The organism is Streptomyces sp. NPDC091371, from assembly GCF_040684275.1.
GTDB lineage: Bacteria > Actinomycetota > Actinomycetes > Streptomycetales > Streptomycetaceae > Streptomyces.
The window spans coordinates 200,990-218,628 of the sequence record NZ_JBFBFP010000007.1 but is presented as its reverse complement, the minus strand read 5'-3'; the positions used below and the strand labels follow the sequence as shown (position 1 = coordinate 218,628).

General features: G+C 68.9%; 11 protein-coding genes and 1 pseudogene. 5 read left to right on the top strand and 7 right to left on the bottom strand.

Annotated elements, in window-relative coordinates; genetic code table 11:
* Positions 1 to 288: 288 nt before the first annotated feature.
* A pseudogene (locus AB0O21_RS11620) lies at positions 289 to 815 on the bottom strand (ATP-binding protein); the annotation flags it as partial.
* 538 nt (positions 816 to 1,353) lie between these two features.
* Here AB0O21_RS11620 and AB0O21_RS11615 point away from each other — a divergent pair.
* The 3 genes from AB0O21_RS11615 to AB0O21_RS11605 all read left to right on the top strand — a co-directional run bounded on the left by AB0O21_RS11615 (position 1,354) and on the right by AB0O21_RS11605 (position 4,069).
* On the top strand, positions 1,354 to 1,629 hold the full coding sequence (locus AB0O21_RS11615; RefSeq protein ID WP_365169370.1) for a hypothetical protein: 276 nt from the start codon (positions 1,354 to 1,356) through the stop codon (positions 1,627 to 1,629).
* A 256-nt stretch (positions 1,630 to 1,885) separates the two neighbouring features.
* The gene (locus tag AB0O21_RS11610; protein ID WP_365169367.1) at positions 1,886 to 2,092 is read left to right on the top strand and encodes a hypothetical protein; all 207 of its coding nucleotides are present in this window, start codon (positions 1,886 to 1,888) and stop codon (positions 2,090 to 2,092) included.
* A 504-nt stretch (positions 2,093 to 2,596) separates the two neighbouring features.
* Positions 2,597 to 4,069 (top strand): sialidase family protein, encoded by a 1,473-nt coding sequence (locus tag AB0O21_RS11605; protein ID WP_365169364.1) that lies wholly within the window; start codon positions 2,597 to 2,599, stop codon positions 4,067 to 4,069.
* Between the two features lie 103 nt (positions 4,070 to 4,172).
* On the opposite strand, the gene AB0O21_RS11600 is transcribed toward AB0O21_RS11605, so the two are convergent.
* On the bottom strand, positions 4,173 to 4,376 hold the full coding sequence (locus AB0O21_RS11600) for a hypothetical protein (RefSeq protein ID WP_365169361.1): 204 nt from the start codon (positions 4,374 to 4,376) through the stop codon (positions 4,173 to 4,175).
* A gap of 600 nt (positions 4,377 to 4,976) precedes the next feature.
* On the opposite strand from AB0O21_RS11600, the gene AB0O21_RS11595 reads away from it, so the two are divergent.
* A complete protein-coding gene (locus tag AB0O21_RS11595) occupies positions 4,977 to 5,447 on the top strand; it encodes a GNAT family N-acetyltransferase (protein ID WP_318206952.1) in 471 nt (156 codons plus the stop codon).
* A gap of 3 nt (positions 5,448 to 5,450) precedes the next feature.
* Here the strand turns inward: AB0O21_RS11595 and AB0O21_RS11590 are convergent, their stop codons facing one another.
* The 3 genes from AB0O21_RS11590 to AB0O21_RS11580 all read right to left on the bottom strand — a co-directional run bounded on the left by AB0O21_RS11590 (position 5,451) and on the right by AB0O21_RS11580 (position 10,239).
* Positions 5,451 to 6,584, bottom strand: a complete 1,134-nt coding sequence (locus tag AB0O21_RS11590; RefSeq protein WP_365169358.1) for an IS630 family transposase — start codon at positions 6,582 to 6,584, stop codon at positions 5,451 to 5,453.
* Between the two features lie 123 nt (positions 6,585 to 6,707).
* Complete coding sequence (locus AB0O21_RS11585) at positions 6,708 to 7,979, bottom strand: hypothetical protein (RefSeq protein ID WP_365169355.1); 1,272 nt, start codon at positions 7,977 to 7,979, stop codon at positions 6,708 to 6,710.
* A gap of 31 nt (positions 7,980 to 8,010) precedes the next feature.
* Positions 8,011 to 10,239 (bottom strand): hypothetical protein, encoded by a 2,229-nt coding sequence (locus tag AB0O21_RS11580; RefSeq protein ID WP_365169352.1) that lies wholly within the window; start codon positions 10,237 to 10,239, stop codon positions 8,011 to 8,013.
* Between the two features lie 297 nt (positions 10,240 to 10,536).
* Here AB0O21_RS11580 and AB0O21_RS11575 point away from each other — a divergent pair, with 297 nt between their 5' ends.
* The gene (locus AB0O21_RS11575; protein WP_365169349.1) at positions 10,537 to 14,238 is read left to right on the top strand and encodes an NB-ARC domain-containing protein; all 3,702 of its coding nucleotides are present in this window, start codon (positions 10,537 to 10,539) and stop codon (positions 14,236 to 14,238) included.
* 449 nt (positions 14,239 to 14,687) lie between these two features.
* Here the strand turns inward: AB0O21_RS11575 and AB0O21_RS11570 are convergent, their stop codons facing one another.
* Positions 14,688 to 16,211 carry an aldehyde dehydrogenase family protein gene (locus AB0O21_RS11570; RefSeq protein ID WP_365169346.1) on the bottom strand — a complete coding sequence of 508 codons (1,524 nt, stop codon included), beginning with the start codon at positions 16,209 to 16,211 and terminating at the stop codon, positions 14,688 to 14,690.
* A gap of 54 nt (positions 16,212 to 16,265) precedes the next feature.
* Positions 16,266 to 17,588 (bottom strand): GAF domain-containing protein, encoded by a 1,323-nt coding sequence (locus AB0O21_RS11565; protein WP_365169343.1) that lies wholly within the window; start codon positions 17,586 to 17,588, stop codon positions 16,266 to 16,268.
* Positions 17,589 to 17,639 lie beyond the last annotated feature (51 nt).

Genomic DNA, 17,639 nt, shown 5'->3' with positions numbered 1-17,639 from the left:
TCGGCCGGGGAGTGGCCCGTGAATGGCCCGGATCTTGGTCCATCCATGGCGCGCGTCAGAAGTTGGCACTGACCAATCGCGCACCAGACCTGAAAGTGGGATATTCGGGCCGGCGAGGACCGGTTCGTGGGCGGCCCGGCGTTCCTGGGCGTGCCGGCGCTCGGCCGAATCGGAGTGCCGCTGCCGCGTGAGTTGGCCTTCCGCGGCGAAGGCGGCCGCGCAGGACCCCGCCAGGTCGGTCTATGGGGCGCTCGCGCAGGTGGTAGCGGAGGATCGCCGCCCGGGCCGGGGCGCCTGGCGGCGGGCGGCCTCGAAGATGTCGTGGACGTTCTTCTCCGAGGTGCCGATGTACATGTCGAGGATGTCGGAGAGCGAGACCGACATGAAGCCGGCACCGAGTTCGCCGGCGACGGCCCGCGCGATGAACGTCTTGGCGCAGCCGGGCGGGCCGTAGAGGAGCAGGCCGCCACGGAGCGACTTGCCGTACAGCGCGCGGAGTTCGGGGTTGCGCATCGGGGCGGGGAAGGCGGCTTCGAGCCGGTCCTTCACCTGCTCATGCCACCGACGTCGGCGAGGCGTACGTCGCCGGGGGGTCGCGTGCCGGCCGTGGGCAGTTGCATGGCGCGGACCATCAGGTTCCGTACGGCTTCGTCGCCCGGCGCGTGCTGCAGCGCGACCGCGGCTTGCGCGACGGCCTCCTCGTGCCTTCCCTCCGCGAGGAGCAGTTCGGTGAAGTGCAGCCGCAGGGGCACGTCTTCGGGAGCGGCGGCGACGGCGGCCCGCAGGCTGCGGACGAGAGGTGACTCGTCGGACATGGGGTCGGCCTGGAAAGCCGTCAGCGCCGCGTAGCCGAAACTCGCGTTGACAGTGCCAAGGACCACCCGCCGCCCGCACGGCCCTGCCGGGCTTTCCTCTCCACGGCGACCCCTTGGCCTCCCATTGGCGCCCGCCGTGACATGCCACAGCGGTGGCGGCCCGGTACCTCGCGGGGAAGCGAAGGCCGGCCACCTCGGCCGCCGCACGGGCCGGCTGCCGCGCCTCGCGCAATCGCGGTTGCTCAGCGCGGCCGCTCCCGCGGATGCCCAGGACGGCCGGGGGAGAGGATGCGACGCTGGAGTGAGGGGCCCGCGAGTGGAGGTCCGAGTGCGTCCCATCCGGTCCGGGGCCCTCTCCTTCGGCCTTGGCGACCACCTCCCGGTGCGGCTCCACGGATGCGACGCAGAATCGTGCGGCCAGTCCGTGAGCCCGTCGGCCGGGGCACCACTCACCGAGCGTCGCCAGGCGGCCTTACCGCGTGGATCCGGCCCGCCGGGACCAGGACCGCGCGACCGACCCGGAAGGCAGGTGCGTCCCATGCGCACGTCGACCCGTATCGCCGGTGCCCTCACCGGCCTGACCCTCACCCTCGGTGGCGCGGTCCTCGCCGCTCCCGTGGTCCGGGCGGACATCCCCGCCTGCACACAGATGGCCGAACTGGCCGGTGCCACCGATTCCGACTCCGTCACAGCTGCCTGTAGCCGTGGCGTGGTCGGAGACCTGCAGGGTTGTGTGACCGGGCTGACCGAGGCCGGAGTGGCGGGCGGCGCCGCGACCGGTGCCTGCCGGGCGGCGGCCTACGAACCGCGTTAGCGGAGCGCGCGGGGAAGCAGCCCGCCGGCACCGGTCGGAGGCGGGTACGGCCCGTCTTCTCCCCGCCGCTCGGCCTGCCCGGACCGGTCGGTGAGGTCATGCCTCTGCGCACCGGGCAGTCACCGCCCGAGCGGGGCGCCCTGCCTCGCCGCGCGGGCCCCATACGGAGCGCCCATGCTGAGTAAGAGGGCGCCGTCGTCTTGAGGCTCGTCCTTCCCGAAGGCCGGACGAAGGCGCCTGAGAGGAGGAGGAAGTCATGCGCATGCGGAGAGTCCTGGGCCTCGCCCTGGCCGCGGCAACCCTTGCCGGCATGAGCGCCGTCGGCGCTGTCAGCGCAGGGGCCGCCTCGTCTCCGAACATCTCCAGAGACGACTGCGCGGCCGCAGGCGGACAGATCGTTGTACGCCCCTACGCCGGGGAGGCCTGCGCGCTGCCTGACGGGACCACGCCGGCGATCACCTGACCGGTCGGCGCACAGCTGGGCAACCAGCCCGGCCGGTGCCCCCGGCAGGACGGGTACGGAGTGACGGCACCCGGTCCACCGTCGGGTGGATCGCCCGCGCCCGTTTCGACACCGCGGCACTCGCGATGGTGGACGCCGACCGTCTCGAAGCCAAGGCCGTCACCGCTTCGAGACGGTCCGCGCCGCCTTGGACACCACGCTCAGCGCCGTCCTGAACGGCCGCGGCACGCGGCCCACGGCCCTCTCCGGGGACCTTACGAGACGGCGCCCTAACAGCACGACCCAGGAGCCGACCGGCACTGCACCCGCCGGTCGGCTCCGCCGTGCCACTCGACGACCACGGGGACGACTCCGTCGTTCGGCCCATCAAGGGCATCGGCCGCAACGCCGAAAAGGACCAAGCGGAGTCGCCCCACCATCGCGTTCCGGTATCCCTCCGCGTCCCAGGCCGCCCCGAGGACGGCGGTCCCGTACCCCGGCCGACAGGCCCGGAGGAGATCCCGCATGCGCGTCTTCCTGCCCCTGGCCGCCGTCGCCACCGCCGCGCTCCTGCTCGTCACGGTCACCGGCGCGACTCCCGCAGCAGCAGACAGGAACCCCGACGGCACATCACTGGTCAAGGTGTCCCAAGGCGACCCGTACGCGAAGTGCACCATCGGCGCGAGGTCCCCCGACAGCATCGTCTACCCGGGCACCGAGGTCGAGCCGTACCTGTCCGTCGATCCGCGCGACCCCAAGCGCGTGGTCACCGTGTTCCAGCAGGATCGCTGGAACGACGGTGGCGCCCGTGGCCTGGCGGCCGGCTGGACCACGGACGGGCACACCTTCCACCGGAGCACGCTGCCGTTCAGCCTGTGCGCCCCCGGCGGCGCGGACTACGAACGGGCCTCCGACCCCTGGGTGAGCACCGGGCCGGACGGCACGGTCTACGCCGGCGGAGAGGGCGTCGACTTCACGAAGAGCACGCGCAGTGCCCTCCTGGCCGTCACGTCCCGCGACGGCGGCCACACTTGGCAGAACCTCACCACCACGCACGTCGACGAGCAGCCGTTCTTCAACGACAAGCCCTCACTCACCGCCGACCCGATCCGCAAGGGCACCGCCTACCAGGTCTGGAACCGCCTCGACAACGACCCGCCCGGCCCCAGCTCCCTCGACGGTCCCGGCTACATCTCCCTCACCCGCGACGGCGGTCGCAGCTGGAGCAAGGCCCGGCCGTTCGTCGATACCAGCACCGTGCCCAACACTCAGACCATCGGCCATCTGATCGTCGCCGACCGGCGCACCGGCACGCTGTACGACTTCTTCGACCGGATCACCTACTCCGACGACCTGAGCACCGTCCTCGAAGCCCGCTACGAGGTGGTCACTTCGACCGACGCCGGAGAGACCTGGAGCGCCCCGGTCACCGTGGCCCGGGACACTTCCGTACCGGAGGTCGACCCGAACGACCCCACCAAACCGCTGCGCGCCGCGGCCACCCTGCCGAGCCCGGCCGTTGACCCCGAGACGGGCACGCTGTACATGGCCTACGAAGGCTCGGACTTCTCCGGTGGAAAGTTCGACTCCGTCCAGCTCGTGCGGTCCACCGACGGCGGACGCACTTGGGGGACCCCGGAGCTGATCAGCCCCGAGGGCGTTCCGGCCTTCTCACCGTCGATCGCGGTCGTCGAGGGGGGCACGGTCGCGCTCACCTACTACGACCTGCGCTTCCTCAAGCCCGGCAACACCACGACCCTGCCCACCGCCTACCAACTGGCCACGCTGCAGCACGGAAACCCGAAGCTCCGGACCGAACGGCGGATCTCGCGGGTCTTCGACTGGCTGCAGGCGCCGTTCGCCGGGGGCTACTTCCTCGGCGACTACCAAGGCCTGGTGGCAGACGGCAAGGGAGTACGGGCGGTGCTCACCGAGACCCACTCCGGCGCACCGTGGAACCGTACGGACGTCTACACCGGCAGTCTCCGCACCCGCTGACCGACGCGGTCGTGTCGCTTCCCGGTCTGTCGGGCCCGGCTCGCGCGCGCGACGGCGTCCGGGAGCGCCCCGCGGCGCGTGGCTGCGGGGCGCCTTGCGGGGGTTAGTCGATCTGCTCCCCGTCGTACATGCCGCCCTTGCAGAGGTTGTCCGTCAGATCGGGCGTTCCGCCGCCCTGCTTGCACTCGGAAGGCGTGACGGCCGTTGGGACACCCTGTGCGGTGGCGGCGGTCGCGGCGCCTGTGAGGCCGAGTCCGGCGAGGGCTGCCGTGGTTGCGACGGCGGCGAGCATTCTTCGAATGCGCATGTGGTTCCCCTTTCACGGATTGCCCGGTTGGGGCACCAATCAGCTTGATCTTCACCCATGTGGGTGGCACGTCATGTTCCGCCATTCGGGTGAAAGCGTCCGCAACCGACCCCTGCTAAGAACCGTGTTGACCTGCGGAAACGTGCCCTTGATGGGCGACGCCACGCATTCTGTTCAGCTCCGCGGGAAAGCGCAGGTCGGAGGGGGGAGAGGGGCGAGCCGACGGCGCCTGACGGGCAGAGCCCAGGTCAGGCGCCGTTTCTCGGGTGTGCGCCTAGAAGAAGCCGAGGCGCTTGGGTGAGTACGAGACCAGAAGATTCTTGGTCTTCTGGTGGTACAGGAGAGGCACCCATACTGACCAGCGGAAACGTTAGTTGCTACGGTCTGTTGGTCTGGGCTGGTCCGGAACTGGTCCGGATCTTGGTCCGGACGCTCCTGACGTAAAGGGCATGGGGGTGGGCTCGGAAGTTCTGGGAGCGATCGTGAGCCGGCTGGCTATCTAGTGCCGGATCAGGCAACGTTTGCCCTGTTGATCGTGTGCCGTGACGCCTGAGCGGGGGTGACAGCGCTCAGGCGTCGGCGGTGTGGAAGGCTGGGCCGGTGACTGCGACCCTCCGTCCTCTGGACGCCGAACACTTCCCTGCCTGGCTCGAACGTAGTCGAGCCGAGTACGCCAAGGAGCTCGTTGCTCTGGGGCAGACGTCCGAGGACGCCTACCGGCAGGCGGACGAGACCATGGCGCTCTCCTTTCCGTCCGGGACACCGACCCCGGATCACGCGGTCTTCGACGTGGTCGACGATGCCGGGGTAGCCGTCGGCTACCTCTGGATCGGACCGGACAGGAGTGACGACGCCGGTGCCTGGTGGGTCTGGGACATTGTGATCGACGCCGACAAGCGTGGTCAGGGCCTGGGCCGAATGGCCATGCTCCTCGGCGAGGAATACGCCCGGGCGCGGGGCGCTCATACTCTGGGCCTCAGCGTCGCCGGGTTCAACACCGGCGCACATGGCCTTTACGAGTCGCTCGGCTACGAGACGACCTCGGTGAAGATGCGCAAGAAAATCGGCTGAGCCTCAGGCGACGTTTGCCCTGCCGACGACGCCGCGTAGGCGCCAGTCGTCGGCGTGACGGTTCCGCCAGATGATGTAGCGGCGGATCATGCTGCCCTGTTCCTTGTGGTCGGCGTGGTCGGTGCCGTCGAGGGTGAAGTAGCGCAGGGCCGTGAACTGGGCCTCGATGCGGTTAAGCCAGGAGCTGTTGGTCGGGGTGTAGGCCATCTCGACGTTGTTCGCCTCCGCCCAGGTGCCGACGCGCTGGCACTTCTTCGTGGTCAGGTGCGGGGAGAAGTTGTCACTGACGATCGCGATCCGGACCTCGGGCGGGTAGAGGCTGCGCAGGTAGCGGCAGAACTCCAGGAACTGGGTCCGCCTCTTGATCGGCTTGATGTGGCCGTAGAGCTTGTCCTTGGCCAGGTCCAGGGCGGCGAACAGGTGCCGCACTCCGCCGTAGCGGTTGTAGGTCGCCCGGCGCCGTCGGCGGGGTTCACGGTCGGGGTCCTTGTGCTTGCCGCCGCGTTCGGCCCACTGGCGGCCCGGGTGGGGCACCAGGTTGAGGGGACCGAACTCGTCCATGCAGAAGATGACTTCGGGCTCGCCGTCCTCGGGTATGACCTCGCCGTCGGCGATCGCGTAGAGGTGCTCGACGCGGGCCTTCTTGGCCGTGTAGTCCGGATCACGGGAGGTCTTCCAGGTTTTCAGCCGTTGAAAGGAGACGCCTTCCTCGCGGAGCAGGATGCGCAGGCCCTCGTGGCTGATGTCGTCGACCACCCCCTCGGCGACCAGGAAGTCCGCCAGCTTGGTCAGACTCCAGGTCGAGAACGGCAGGTCGTGCTCGGTGGGCTTGGACTTTGCGATCTTCTTGATCTCGCGGCGTTCGGGCAGCGTGAAGGTCTTGGGCCGGCCGCCCTTGTACTTCGGATACAGCGAGTCGAAGCCGTCGGTGTTGAAGTTGTGGATCACATCCCGGACCCGGTCGCCGCTGGTGAACGACACCTCGGCGATCCTGGCCACGGGCATGCCCTGCGCGGACAGCAGCACCATCTGGGCCCGCCTCCAGGTCACCACCGACCCGATGCCCCGACGGATGATCCGCAGCAGCAGCCGCCCCTCGTCGTCATCGATCTCACGGACCTGCACTCGTATCGCCACCCGGACAGGGTGACCGTCGCACGCCGCCCGGCACAGCACCCGGACGGCGCGTCACATCACGACAGGGCAAACGTTGCCTGACGCGGCACTAGCGGCAATGGGACGGCGTACAGGTCGGCTGGATCACTCACTGCAACTCTCCTGGGCCTTTGTCGCTTCGTCATCAGTGTGGAGGCTGAGGAGATCCTGCACGGCCCAGTCCGGAAGGGTGACTGCCGTAGTTGACGGCAGGCCGGCGCTCCGGAGGAGAGAGCCTTCCTCGAAAACGGCTTCGGTGAGCCAGGAGAAGGTGTCGTCGTCGAGGAGGTCGGGGTGCCCGGCGGCCGCTTCGGCGAAGTGCTCCACATCGGGGAAAACGCTGGGCACGACAGCTGGCAGGCTTCCGTTGCTCGCCGCGCGGACAACCGCACGGCGGACCATCGACTCGTACCAGCCGGATCCCCACCACTCGCCGATCGACTCGGTGTGGGAGCCGTGCATGGAGAGCAGGCGGAGGGTAGCTTCCGGGCCGAGGTTCTCGTCGACCTGCTGCCAGAGGTCGATCTCCCGGTGGATGGACGTGAGGATCGGAGCCCATCCCTCCTCGAAGATGTTCTGTAAGGCTGGGCCGTTCGCGAGCCGACGGGAAGGGGCGGTGAGAGCGAGGCGCACGGCCGGCCAGTCGACGCCTTCGGGGTGGACGTGGGGCAGGACGGCCCGGGTGGCTGCGATGTTGGCGCGCGCCATCGCGATGTCGTCGATCTTGAAGTGCCATTCCTCGACGTTGCTTTCGCGTCGCCAGCACCATTCGGCGATGCCACGGGCCGCTGCGGCCGGCACTGTGGCGGGGACGATCACCGGATAGGTACGCAGTCCGCTGCCGATCCGCCAGGAGAACTCCTCGCCGAGAGCTTCGATTGCGGACCGGCCGTTGTTGCCTCGCCGGTGCCGGGCAATCGAATCGTGGACGTGGTCGGCCCAGAGCAGCAGGACCAGGTTGTTGCACAGAGCCAATGCGCCCTTGGACAGCTGGATCCGGGTCGCGTCGAGGAGTCCAGCCGCGGCAAAGGCTCGACGGGCGGCCTCGGCCTTCGCCGCCTGAGTGGGATGGGTGCTCAGGTCGATGCTGAGCGGTTCGTCGAGAGGGAACAGCGGGGGAAGGCTGTCGACCCAGTCCCAGCCGTCGGTGGGGTCGTCGACGACGAGGCGGCGGCTCGCGGGATACCAGCTGACGTGGAGGTGGAAGTTCGAGCGGGACAGCCCCATCGATAGGGCAGTGTCGGCCAGTGTTTCCTCCTCCTCGTACCACTGCGCCTCCTCGCTCCAGCCGGCCATCCGCAGCGGTGTAGTGAGCCGGCCAAGCAGCTGAGCGCCGAGTGCTTGCGGCGACAGAGCGCTGTCCGATGGGCTGTCCATGGGCTCCTCATCAGTTCTGCACGTGGGAGGTTCAGGAGTTGTCGAGGTGGGTGGAGTGGCCCCGGGCCAGCAACTCGCGCACCATACGGCGCCACCGGCGGGAGTCCTCGCTGTAGCGGTCTTCACCGCCGGGGTTCCAGTTCTCCAGTGCCCGGAGCTGCTCGGCGAGCCGATTGGGACGGTCGGGGTCGTATCCGCCACGGCCGGGGTCTAGCTGCTGCGCGATGTCGTGGAGCCTGTGGGCGGCGCGGTAGTGAGCGAGTTGCGCGTCGGTCAGGCGGCGGATTGCGTAGCCCGAGCATTTGCTGCACCAGTCGAAGTCCTTGCCGCTGACCAGGTCCGCGACGGTGAGTAGATCGTCGCTGGCGACGACGCCGCGTTCGCGGGTGTGGGAGCAGAACGGTGAGTGCCCCTTGCCTTGGAACCGGGGGTCGGCGTTGGCCGCGTACAGCTGGACATCCGAGAGGACCCCGAGAGGGATACCGCTGCCACCGGGCTTCCACCCGTTGCCCCCAGGTGCCTCGAACGGCTCCAGGTCCAAGTTTCGGCCGTGGGCGAGAAGTCCGTGCCACACAGCACTGGGGAGGCTGCGAGGGCGTCCGACTGCGTCGTACCCTGCATCGAGACTCCGAAGGTCCCGGACACCACGGGCGACCGCGAGTAGACGCAGATTATGCTCGCGCCTCTGCCTTTCGTCACCGAACACGAGCCATGCAGCCTGCTGGGCACCAGAGTTGAGGCCGAGCTCCTCACCGAACAGTGGGTCGTCAGCGTTGCGCATGTGCTCCGGCCACCACCTGTCCTGGTCCTCGGGCCGCTGACCCATTTCCACTGACCATGGTTCGACCAGGGCGGCAGGCAGGTCCGCTGAGCTGGCGACGAGAACACCCCGCCAGCCACAAGCGGCCCGCCGCTCGAGCTCCGGGAACGGCAGGACCTCTGCCCCGCCGTCCGTGGAAAACACGATGTACAGCTCGTCCTCAGCGGATACGACCGAGCGCAGCAGCCGCAGGTGGTCCGCGGTGAGGGGTCGACGTTGGTGAACGGCCGTGTCGTCGAAGACGCCGGGGCCGAGTGGGCTCGCTTCGGCCACGGCTGCGACGGCCTCGGGTGTGGGCGTCGCGGGCTCACAGTGCACGAGCGAGGAGCGGCTGAGCAGCCGGTCGGCGATGAGCTGCGGCACGCAGATGGTGAGCCGGCGGTGGCCCCAGTCGGCGGCGGTGATATGGGTGAGGAGGACCCCGATCGTCCATTCGTCGAGACCGGCCACCAGGCCCTTCTCGTGCCGGTCCGGCCCGTACGTCTCATCCTCTTGGATCTCCGGAAGGTGTACGGTCACCACCGCCGTTGCCCCGGTGTCCGCGGCACTGGCGATCCGGCGTGCCTCGTCCTCCCACGAAGCCAGCAACAGACCCACCGCTACTCGGGCTTCGGCGTACCCTTTGCGGCTGCGGCGGATGTCATGGACGGCGCCGTGGGTGAACAAGGAGTCGCCGGGGAGACCCCAGCTGCTGCGGGCCTCGTTCTGCCAGCCGGACCACATCGCCTGCAGCCGCCTGGTTACCTCCGTGCTGTCGCCGATGGCGGCGAACGCACCTTCGCCGGAGGGGAGGTCGGGCTTGTTCATGCTCGCAGCCGCCGCCGCAGCCAGGATCCCTGCGGGGGTAACGAACAGTGCCGCCTGCCCACGCAGCGTTTCCAGATACTGCTCCTTCAGGGTCACCTTCGGTCGGGCCCAGTCAGCGAGCCAAGGGAACGCAGCGATGGTCGCCTGGGCGAGGTGGAGACTGCGCGCGGCATCACGCCATGCGGACACCACCGATTGGCGCAGGCGCTCGGCGTCGGCGCGGACTTCCCAGACCTCGTCATCATGCTCCTCGTCCTCCTCGGCGACGGGTTCGCCGCGCAGCACTTCGGCGGCGCGTTCGACCTCCTCCTGGTCCACCGCGTAGTCCGGGTCCGCCTCGGTGTACCGCTGGAGTTGGTAGAGAAGCCCGACGCCGCCGAGTGCACGAAGGAAGAGGCCGACTCCACTTTGGGGGCGGCCCCATTCGCCGTGGTGCGCGCAGCTGGAGCACATCCGTCCGACCGTGTCAGAGTTCAGCGACACCTCGGACGTAACGGCGCCGTCGACGCGAAGTCGGGTGCATGTGAGACGGGCGTGCAGCTTGGAGTTCTTGCCCTTCGCTGAGCAGACCAGAATGGCGTGGTCTTGGAAGGGGCCCAGCGGGACATCAGTGGTCAGCGCGCAGTCGAGCACGTAACTCCCCTATCGCTCTCGGCTTGCGAGCCTAGCGGGACGCACTGACACAGACCCCGACTACGACGATTCCGCCCGCGCAACAGAGGAACGGAGGGGCCAGGCGCGGCGGTAGCGTCACCTGCCGCGCAAACTCAGGCCCTGCTCGCGGGGTCGGGAGAACTGTCAGGGAGGCCGGCCTCACATCTGGAGTTCTCCAGGCTGAAAGCCATCGCGCATATGGCCAGGCTGCCCTTCGTTGTCCTACCTCACGCCTACTCTGAATCGTGCAAGCAGGGCTTGACACAAGGGGGTTGCGTGGCGATCGACGGTGGGCGCGTTGCTGCTCGCGGGTTCCAGTATCAGTACCTGCGTACGGTAGAGGCTTTGTTGGCTGGCATGCAGCAGGGGGAGGTGACTGCCTGTCGTGTCGAGGGGCCCGGGAATGCGGTATCCGTCCACCATGTAGATTCGGTCGACTTCGATCTGGTCGATGCCTCCGGTCATTCGCTGCTTGCGGTGCAAGTGAAGAGTGCTGGTGCGGGGCGGACCGTGAGAGCACGCGAGGCTGTGTCGGTGCTGGTTCATCTGGTCACCGGCTGCGAAGCTGACCAGTACCGCTTGATCACATCCGCTCTGCCGGACGAAGGTTCTCTGCATCTGGGTGAGCTGCTGAAGCGTCATGGTGGTGACGTAGCGCTTCTCAAGGTGGGGCTCGAGGAACTCCTGGTACGGGCTCCGGCTGCCTGGGGTTTGTGCCAGGCGTTGTCCGAGGAACACTGGGAGCGCTTGGGGCGTGCGGGCATTGAGTTCGATGGCCGCAGTGATGAGCAGTTGCGTGAAGACCTCCATGGTGCGCTGCGTTTGGAGCGGGAGAGGGCCGGGCGGGGGTTGTCCGGCCCGGCCGGTGGGCTTGTGCTGGGCTGTCTGGTGGCTGAGGTGATGCGTCGGGCGGCTGATCCCGGTCTGGCTCAGTGGGATGTGAGCGATTTCCGCCGGTCGGTGCTGGTCGGTGATGAGGAACTGCGCTCGGCTCTGGGGCGGCAGGATCTGGGCATCGTGTTCGGGCAGGTGCCTCAGGTCCCGGACGTGGACCGGGCACACCTCGTCGAGAAGGTAGGTGAGGTGCTGCTGGGTGGACAGGATTCAGCGCACGGTGTGCGGACGTGTGTCATCACGGGTTTGTCGGGCCTGGGGAAATCCAGTCTTGCTGCTGCGTACATCGCGGCTGAGGCCTTCCGCTATGACGCTGTGTACTGGGTTGATGCTGAGACCGAAGAGTCATTGGTGGCGTCGTTCGTTCGGGTCCTGGCGCACCTCACGGGTAGGGCGGAGCAGACAGAGGTGCGGGATCCGACGCTGTTACGTGAGCGGGTTCACGCCGAGCTGCAGTCGCTGCCGGGGCGTTGGCTCATGGTTCTCGACGACGCGAGCGCGTCCGTTGTCGGCGCCTGGATTCCCCGGCGGGGGCGCGGCCGGGTCATCGTGACGGCGCTGGGTGGTCACTGGCCGAGGGTGGATGGGCTCATCGATCTAGATCCGATGAGCCGCGAGGAAGCACTTGAGCTGCTGCAGCTGCGGCTGTCGGTCGGTGCGCAGGAGGTCGCCGAGCATGCATCGGCGCTGTCCCGGCTGGTGGACGTATTGGAATACTGGCCGTTGGCTATCGAGGTGGCGTGTGGCTATCTGGTCAGCTGCCGGGTGGGCGTCGAGCGGATTGCTGTTTATGCGGAGACCCTGGTGCACCGGGCTGCCGATGATGAAAAGTCAGTGCCGCCCGGCTACCCCCGGACTCTGGCCGCAGCCGTCGCGCTGACGATGGAGCGTCTGACGAGCAGTGCACACGACCGTGGCCTGCTGCATTCGACTCTGGTCACGGTGGCTGCGCTGTGCTGGCTCGCACCGCGCCGGGTGCCGGTGCACCTGGCTGCGGCATGCGCGTTCTACGAGCCCGAGAGCATGCCACCTTCTCCCGGATGGCTGGTCTTCGATGAGGCCCGAGTACCAGTACGGGAGGTCATGCGCGAGTTGCTCGATGTCTCCCTTGTGCGGTGGGACGAGCCGCTGCCTGGCCGGGGCGAGTCGTTCCCTGGCAGTGATGACACCGTGTCGATGAACTCGGTATTGCAGCAGATCATCGCCCGGTATCTTGAAATGACCGGGGAAGAGACGACGGCCGCTCTGTCGGTTCTCGCTTTCCACACGGACCGCTGGCTGCGTGGGGCCCTGCTTACCGGCCAGCCGGAGCGGAGCTGGCAGCTGGCCCAGCATGCTTCTGCGCTTGTCGGGTACATCCGCTTGGCAGGGACAGCAGATACGTTCACGGCTCTGCTCATGGGCAATCTCGCCGCATTCCATCATGCCCATGGTCAGTATGAGTCCGCGCAGCGGCTGCTGAAGCTGGAACTGGAATGGTTGGTACAGGCTGGCAACCCGGACGAGGGGATGGCTGCCCAGGCGCGCACGTCGCTGGCCCATCTCGTGCAGCTGCGCAAGCAGGACGGTAGCGCCGCCTGCATGGCCGCCTATCTGGGTCCTGTGCTGGCCTATCTGCGCCGACTCGAGGGCCGCCTGCACGACAACGTCGCCGACCTGCCGGCACAGGCATCTTTGATCTTGCAGATGCAGTTGCGCAGAGAGTTCGACCCTGGACTTGAGGGTCTGCTGAAGGGGTTCCGTGCCCATTCCAAGGGCCTGCCCTCAGCCGAGAAAGAGCGGACGGCGCAGGACCTCCTGGCGATCCAGGACCTGATCGGGCGGGGAGAGGCAGAGCGCGCCCAGCATGCCGCCGCCAAGGCCCTGGTCAGATGTGCCGAACCGTGGTCTTCGAGCACAGCCGACCTCAGGCGTCTCTTGGTGGAGGCGTTGGTTCTGCAGGGAAAATGGGTCGAGGCCGATGCTGCATTCACCGACTTCCTGCCATATGCCGGTCCCCACACCCTCCACGGGTTCGCCGTTCACCACTTGGTGCACAACGTCGGCTGTCAGTCCGCATGGAAATGGGTGCTGACCGGGGAGCAGCGTGCTGTGCAGTTGCTCGGGCGCCTGCTGAAAGAGACTTGCATCGCCGACAATCCGGCGTACGAGACGGACACCGACGAAGCGCGGTTCATCCTGTTGCAAGCGGTCTATGAAGGCTGGCGCGCTGTGCACGAGGGCGCCCACGACGGGGATCCTCGTGGGTTGGTTGCCCGCCTGAGGGACAAGACGTTCAATGATCCGCATGACCCCGCGAGCGTGTGGGAGAGGATCTACCAGGGGCTGATACCGCGGTTGTCAGCCGTTGTGGGCGAGACCGCCCACCGTCTCCAACAAGAGGCCGGCGAATCCGTGCTTGCCGAGTTCTCGCCGATGCTGCAGGCCAATGAGGACCTGCGCGCCGTGTATGAGGAGGCTCGCTGCCATTCGGTGTTGTCGCTGTCCACGGACCCGGGTTACGGCTTCCTCGCCGGCCGCTCCACCGTGGACATTCTCCTGCCCGAAATCAAGAAGCTGCTACCGGCGTCGAGAGCTTTGATTATCCTGGAGCCTCGCCAGATGCTCGGCGCAACTTCGCTCGAGAACGGTGAGTCAGTCGAGCTGCAGATCCACCGGGCCTGCGACAAGGGTCTGCGTCGTCTGACGGGGCCGCAGCCGACCATCCCCTCACCGCAGCACCTCACGCTCACCGTCGCGGGCCGAAGCCTGACCCTCGAGCACGACGACGGCACCGTGATCGCCCGCGCCGATGCGACGGCATCAGGCCGGTGGCGGCTGGCAGCCCGCGACCGTGGCAGCGCGCTCGTGCTGTACGGCTACGGTCTTTCCCTCAGCGACCCGCCCACGCATCGGCAACTCATGACGGCCCCTGCAGAAGTACACCGCCGGTTCGCCGAGGCGAGCGACATTGGGATGCTTGCCGCCGCTCTTGTCTCTGTGCGCATCCAGCCCGGTCAGACCGTTCCGGAACCAGCCGCAACGGCGGCCCGCCGACAGCCATCGCGGACTACCCGTGCCCGGCGGAAAGGGCGCCGCAGGTAGATTCCGGCCTCCCTCAGAGGCCTCCCCGCCGTGGCCGCTGGCCTGGCCGTGCCGCTGTCGTGCCTTCGAAAGTATCGACCAAGGCATCGTCGCTGCCCGTGCCGGGGCAGGGGCGGATGCGCTGGCTTGGGAGGCCTGCAGGAAGGCCAACGTCCGGGGCAGGAGGATTGCCCTCCTGCCCCGACACCTACCCCGATGTCTGGCCCCTCTGCCTGACCATGCACAAGCGCGACGAGAGCGGATGTCTTGGAATCCGGAGAACGCTGGTCGAAGCCCAGGATCTTGTCTCCCGGGTCTGCGGAGGATATGCCGTTGGTCCGTGACTGGTCCGGAAGGGCTGCCTCAGGCGAAGCGGTGGGCACCCTGGGCGTCGATCCGATCGCCCGGAGTGACTGTCACGAGTGTTGCAAGGGACGTAACGCCTGCCCCGGGCAGCGGACTTCGCTTCTCTAGAAGAAGCCGAGCTTCTTAGGGGAATAGCTACAAAGAAGGTTCTTGGTCTGCTGGTAGTGCTCCAGCATCATCTTGTGGGTTTCGCGTCCGATGCCCGACTGCTTGTAGCCGCCGAAGGCCGCGTGGGCGGGGTAGGCGTGGTAACAGTTCGTCCAGACGCGGCCGGCCTGGATCGCGCGGCCAGCGCGGTAGGCCGTGTTGATGTCGCGGGTCCAGACGCCCGCGCCGAGGCCGTACGCCGTGTCGTTGGCGATGCGGACGGCGTCGTCGAAGTCCTGGAACGAGGTCACTGACACGACCGGGCCGAAGATCTCCTCCTGGAAGATCCGCATGCGGTTGTCGCCCTCGAAGATGGTCGGCTGGACGTAGAAGCCGCCCGCCAGCTCCCCTCCGTGGTCGATGCGCCCGCCGCCGGTGAGGATCTTCGCGCCTTCCTGCTGTCCGATCTCCACGTACGACAGGACCTTCTTCAGCTGCTCCTCCGACGCCTGGGCACCGATCATCGTGTCCGTGTCCAACGGGTGTCCGGGCACGATCAGTTCGGTACGGGCCACGGCCGCGTCGAGGAAGTCGCCGTAGCGGCCGCGCTCGATCAGGGCGCGCGAGGGGCTGGTGCACACCTCGCCCTGGTTGAGGGCGAACATGGTGAAGCCTTCGAGGGCCTTGTCGCGCAGGTCGTCGTCCGTGGTCCAGATGTCGTCGAAGAAGAGGTTCGGGCTCTTGCCGCCCAACTCAAGGGTGACCGGCTTGAGGTGCTCCGCCGCGTACTGCATGATCAGCCGTCCGGTGGAGGTCTCGCCGGTGAAGGCCACCTTCGCCACGCGCGGGCTGGAGGCGAGCGGTTTGCCGGCCTCCTCGCCGAAGCCGTTGACGATGTTGACCACGCCCGGCGGCAGCAGGTCCGCGATCAGGCTCAGCCAGTAGTGCACCGAGACCGGGGTCTGCTCGGCCGGCTTCAGCACCACCGTGTTGCCCGCGGCGAGGGCCGGCGCCAGCTTCCACACCGCCATCAGGATCGGGAAGTTCCACGGGATGATCTGCGCGACGACGCCCAGCGGCTCGTGGAAGTGGTAGGCGACCGTGTCGTCGTCGATCTGGCTGAGCGCGCCCTCCTGGGCGCGCAGCGCGCCCGCGAAGTAGCGGAACTGGTCGATGGCGAGCGGCATGTCGGCGGCGAGGGTCTCGCGGATCGGCTTGCCGTTCTCCCAGGTCTCCGCGACCGCGAGGGCCTCCAGGTTCTGCTCCATCCGGTCCGCGATCCGCAGCAGGATCGTGGACCGCTCGGTGATCGAGGTACGTCCCCATGCCGGCGCGGCGGCGTGCGCGGCGTCCAGCGCCCGCTCGACGTCCTCGGCCGTGCCGCGCGCGACCTCGGTGAAGGTCTCGCCGGTCACGGGCGAGGGGTTGGCGAAGTACCGGCCGAGGACGGGCTCGACGTACTCGCCGCCGATGAAGTGGCCGTAGCGGGACGCGTACGACATGAGCGCCCCCTCGGTACCGGGCGCAGCGTAACGGGCCATGGTGTCCTCCCCTTGCCGGGCGCCTGCCGCCGTCGGCCGGCGCTCGGGGGGAGGCTAGGAGCGGGCAGGTTGCGGATACGTTGCACGGCGTGACGTGTGCCGGTGCACGGGTACGTGGTCCACGTGCGCGCCCAGTTCGCGGTCCAGGGCGTGTACGCGGGCCAGCGCGGCCGACCGGTCCCGCGGCGGCAGCGCCGCGGCGAGGGCCCGCCACGCCTCGCGGTCGTCCGCGCCCCACGCACTGCACACCCAGTCGGCCAGCAGCCCCGCGTCCGCCCGCGCGATGACGGCCGCCCGCGCCTGGTCCTCGATCCGGCGGCGCAGCCGGACGATGCCGGGCGCCGTGGAAGCGGGCAGCAGGGGGCCGGGATAGCGGTGGAGGGCCGCGGAGACGGCGCCCGCCGCCAGGTGCCGGGTCAGCGTGGTGAAGTCCGCGTCCAGCGGGGCGGCCGGGCGGTAGGGGCGCGAGAGCGGGGCCGCCGGGCCCAGCAGGGCGCGCAGCCGGGACATCTCCGCGCGCAGCGTGACCGGTGACACCGACTCGTCCTCGTACAGGGCGATCGCCAGCTCCTCACCCGACAGGCCCTCGGGGTGGTGCGCGAGCAGCGCCATGATCTCGCTGTGCCGCCGGCCGAGCCGTATCCGGCGCCCGCCCGTGACCAGCAGCGCCTCGTCCTGGCCGAGGGCGGTCAGGGTGTCCCCGGCGGTCGGCGGCCCCGGTTCGAGCAGGGCCAGCTGGGCCTCCGCCGCCCGTGCCACCGCACGCACGAAGGCCAGGGAATGCGGGTGGGCCAGCCCGTCGCCGCCGGTGATGTCGACCGCGCCCAGCAGCCCGCCCGTGCGCGGGTCGCGCACCGGGGCTGCCGCGCAGGTCCACGGGTGCACCCGGCGGCTGAAGTGCTCGGCCCCGAAGACCTGCACCGGCTCGCCGACCGCGACCGCCGTGCCGGGGGCGTTGGTGCCCATCGCCGTCTCCGCCCAGCGCGCCCCCGGCACGAACCCGAGCCGCTCCGCGCGCCGCAGGGTGTCCGGCTCGCCCTCCACCCACAGCAGGCTGCCCCGCGCGTCGCACACGGCGAGCAGGTGCGCCCCGTGCGCCGCGAACTCCCCGACGAGCTCCCGGAACAGGGGCATCACCCGGGCGAGGGGATGCTCCGTCCGGTACGCGCGCAGCTGCGGCTCCGTCCACTCCACCCGCGGCGCGCACTCCGGGCTGACCCGGGCCCGCGCGCACCGCCGCCAGGACCGCGCGATGACCGCCCGCACCGGCGCCTCGACGCGCCCGTCCCGGGTGAACGCGGCGTGCGCCCGGCGCAGTTCGCGCGTGCGCTCGGCGGGATCGGCCCCGCCCGGCAGCGCCACCGACGGATCGTCCATGTCACCCTCCCGTGGTGCCGGGTACCCGGAGCGCCCCCATCGTCGTCCCGG

Coding starts and splice junctions, on each gene's coding strand:
- AB0O21_RS11570 (WP_365169346.1), bottom strand. CDS start 16,211: ATGGCCCGTTACGCTGCGCCCGGTACCGAGGGGGCGCTCATGTCGTAC.
- AB0O21_RS11565 (WP_365169343.1), bottom strand. CDS start 17,588: ATGGACGATCCGTCGGTGGCGCTGCCGGGCGGGGCCGATCCCGCCGAG.
- AB0O21_RS11585 (WP_365169355.1), bottom strand. CDS start 7,979: ATGGACAGCCCATCGGACAGCGCTCTGTCGCCGCAAGCACTCGGCGCT.
- AB0O21_RS11605 (WP_365169364.1), top strand. CDS start 2,597: ATGCGCGTCTTCCTGCCCCTGGCCGCCGTCGCCACCGCCGCGCTCCTG.
- AB0O21_RS11600 (WP_365169361.1), bottom strand. CDS start 4,376: ATGCGCATTCGAAGAATGCTCGCCGCCGTCGCAACCACGGCAGCCCTC.
- AB0O21_RS11610 (WP_365169367.1), top strand. CDS start 1,886: ATGCGCATGCGGAGAGTCCTGGGCCTCGCCCTGGCCGCGGCAACCCTT.
- AB0O21_RS11615 (WP_365169370.1), top strand. CDS start 1,354: ATGCGCACGTCGACCCGTATCGCCGGTGCCCTCACCGGCCTGACCCTC.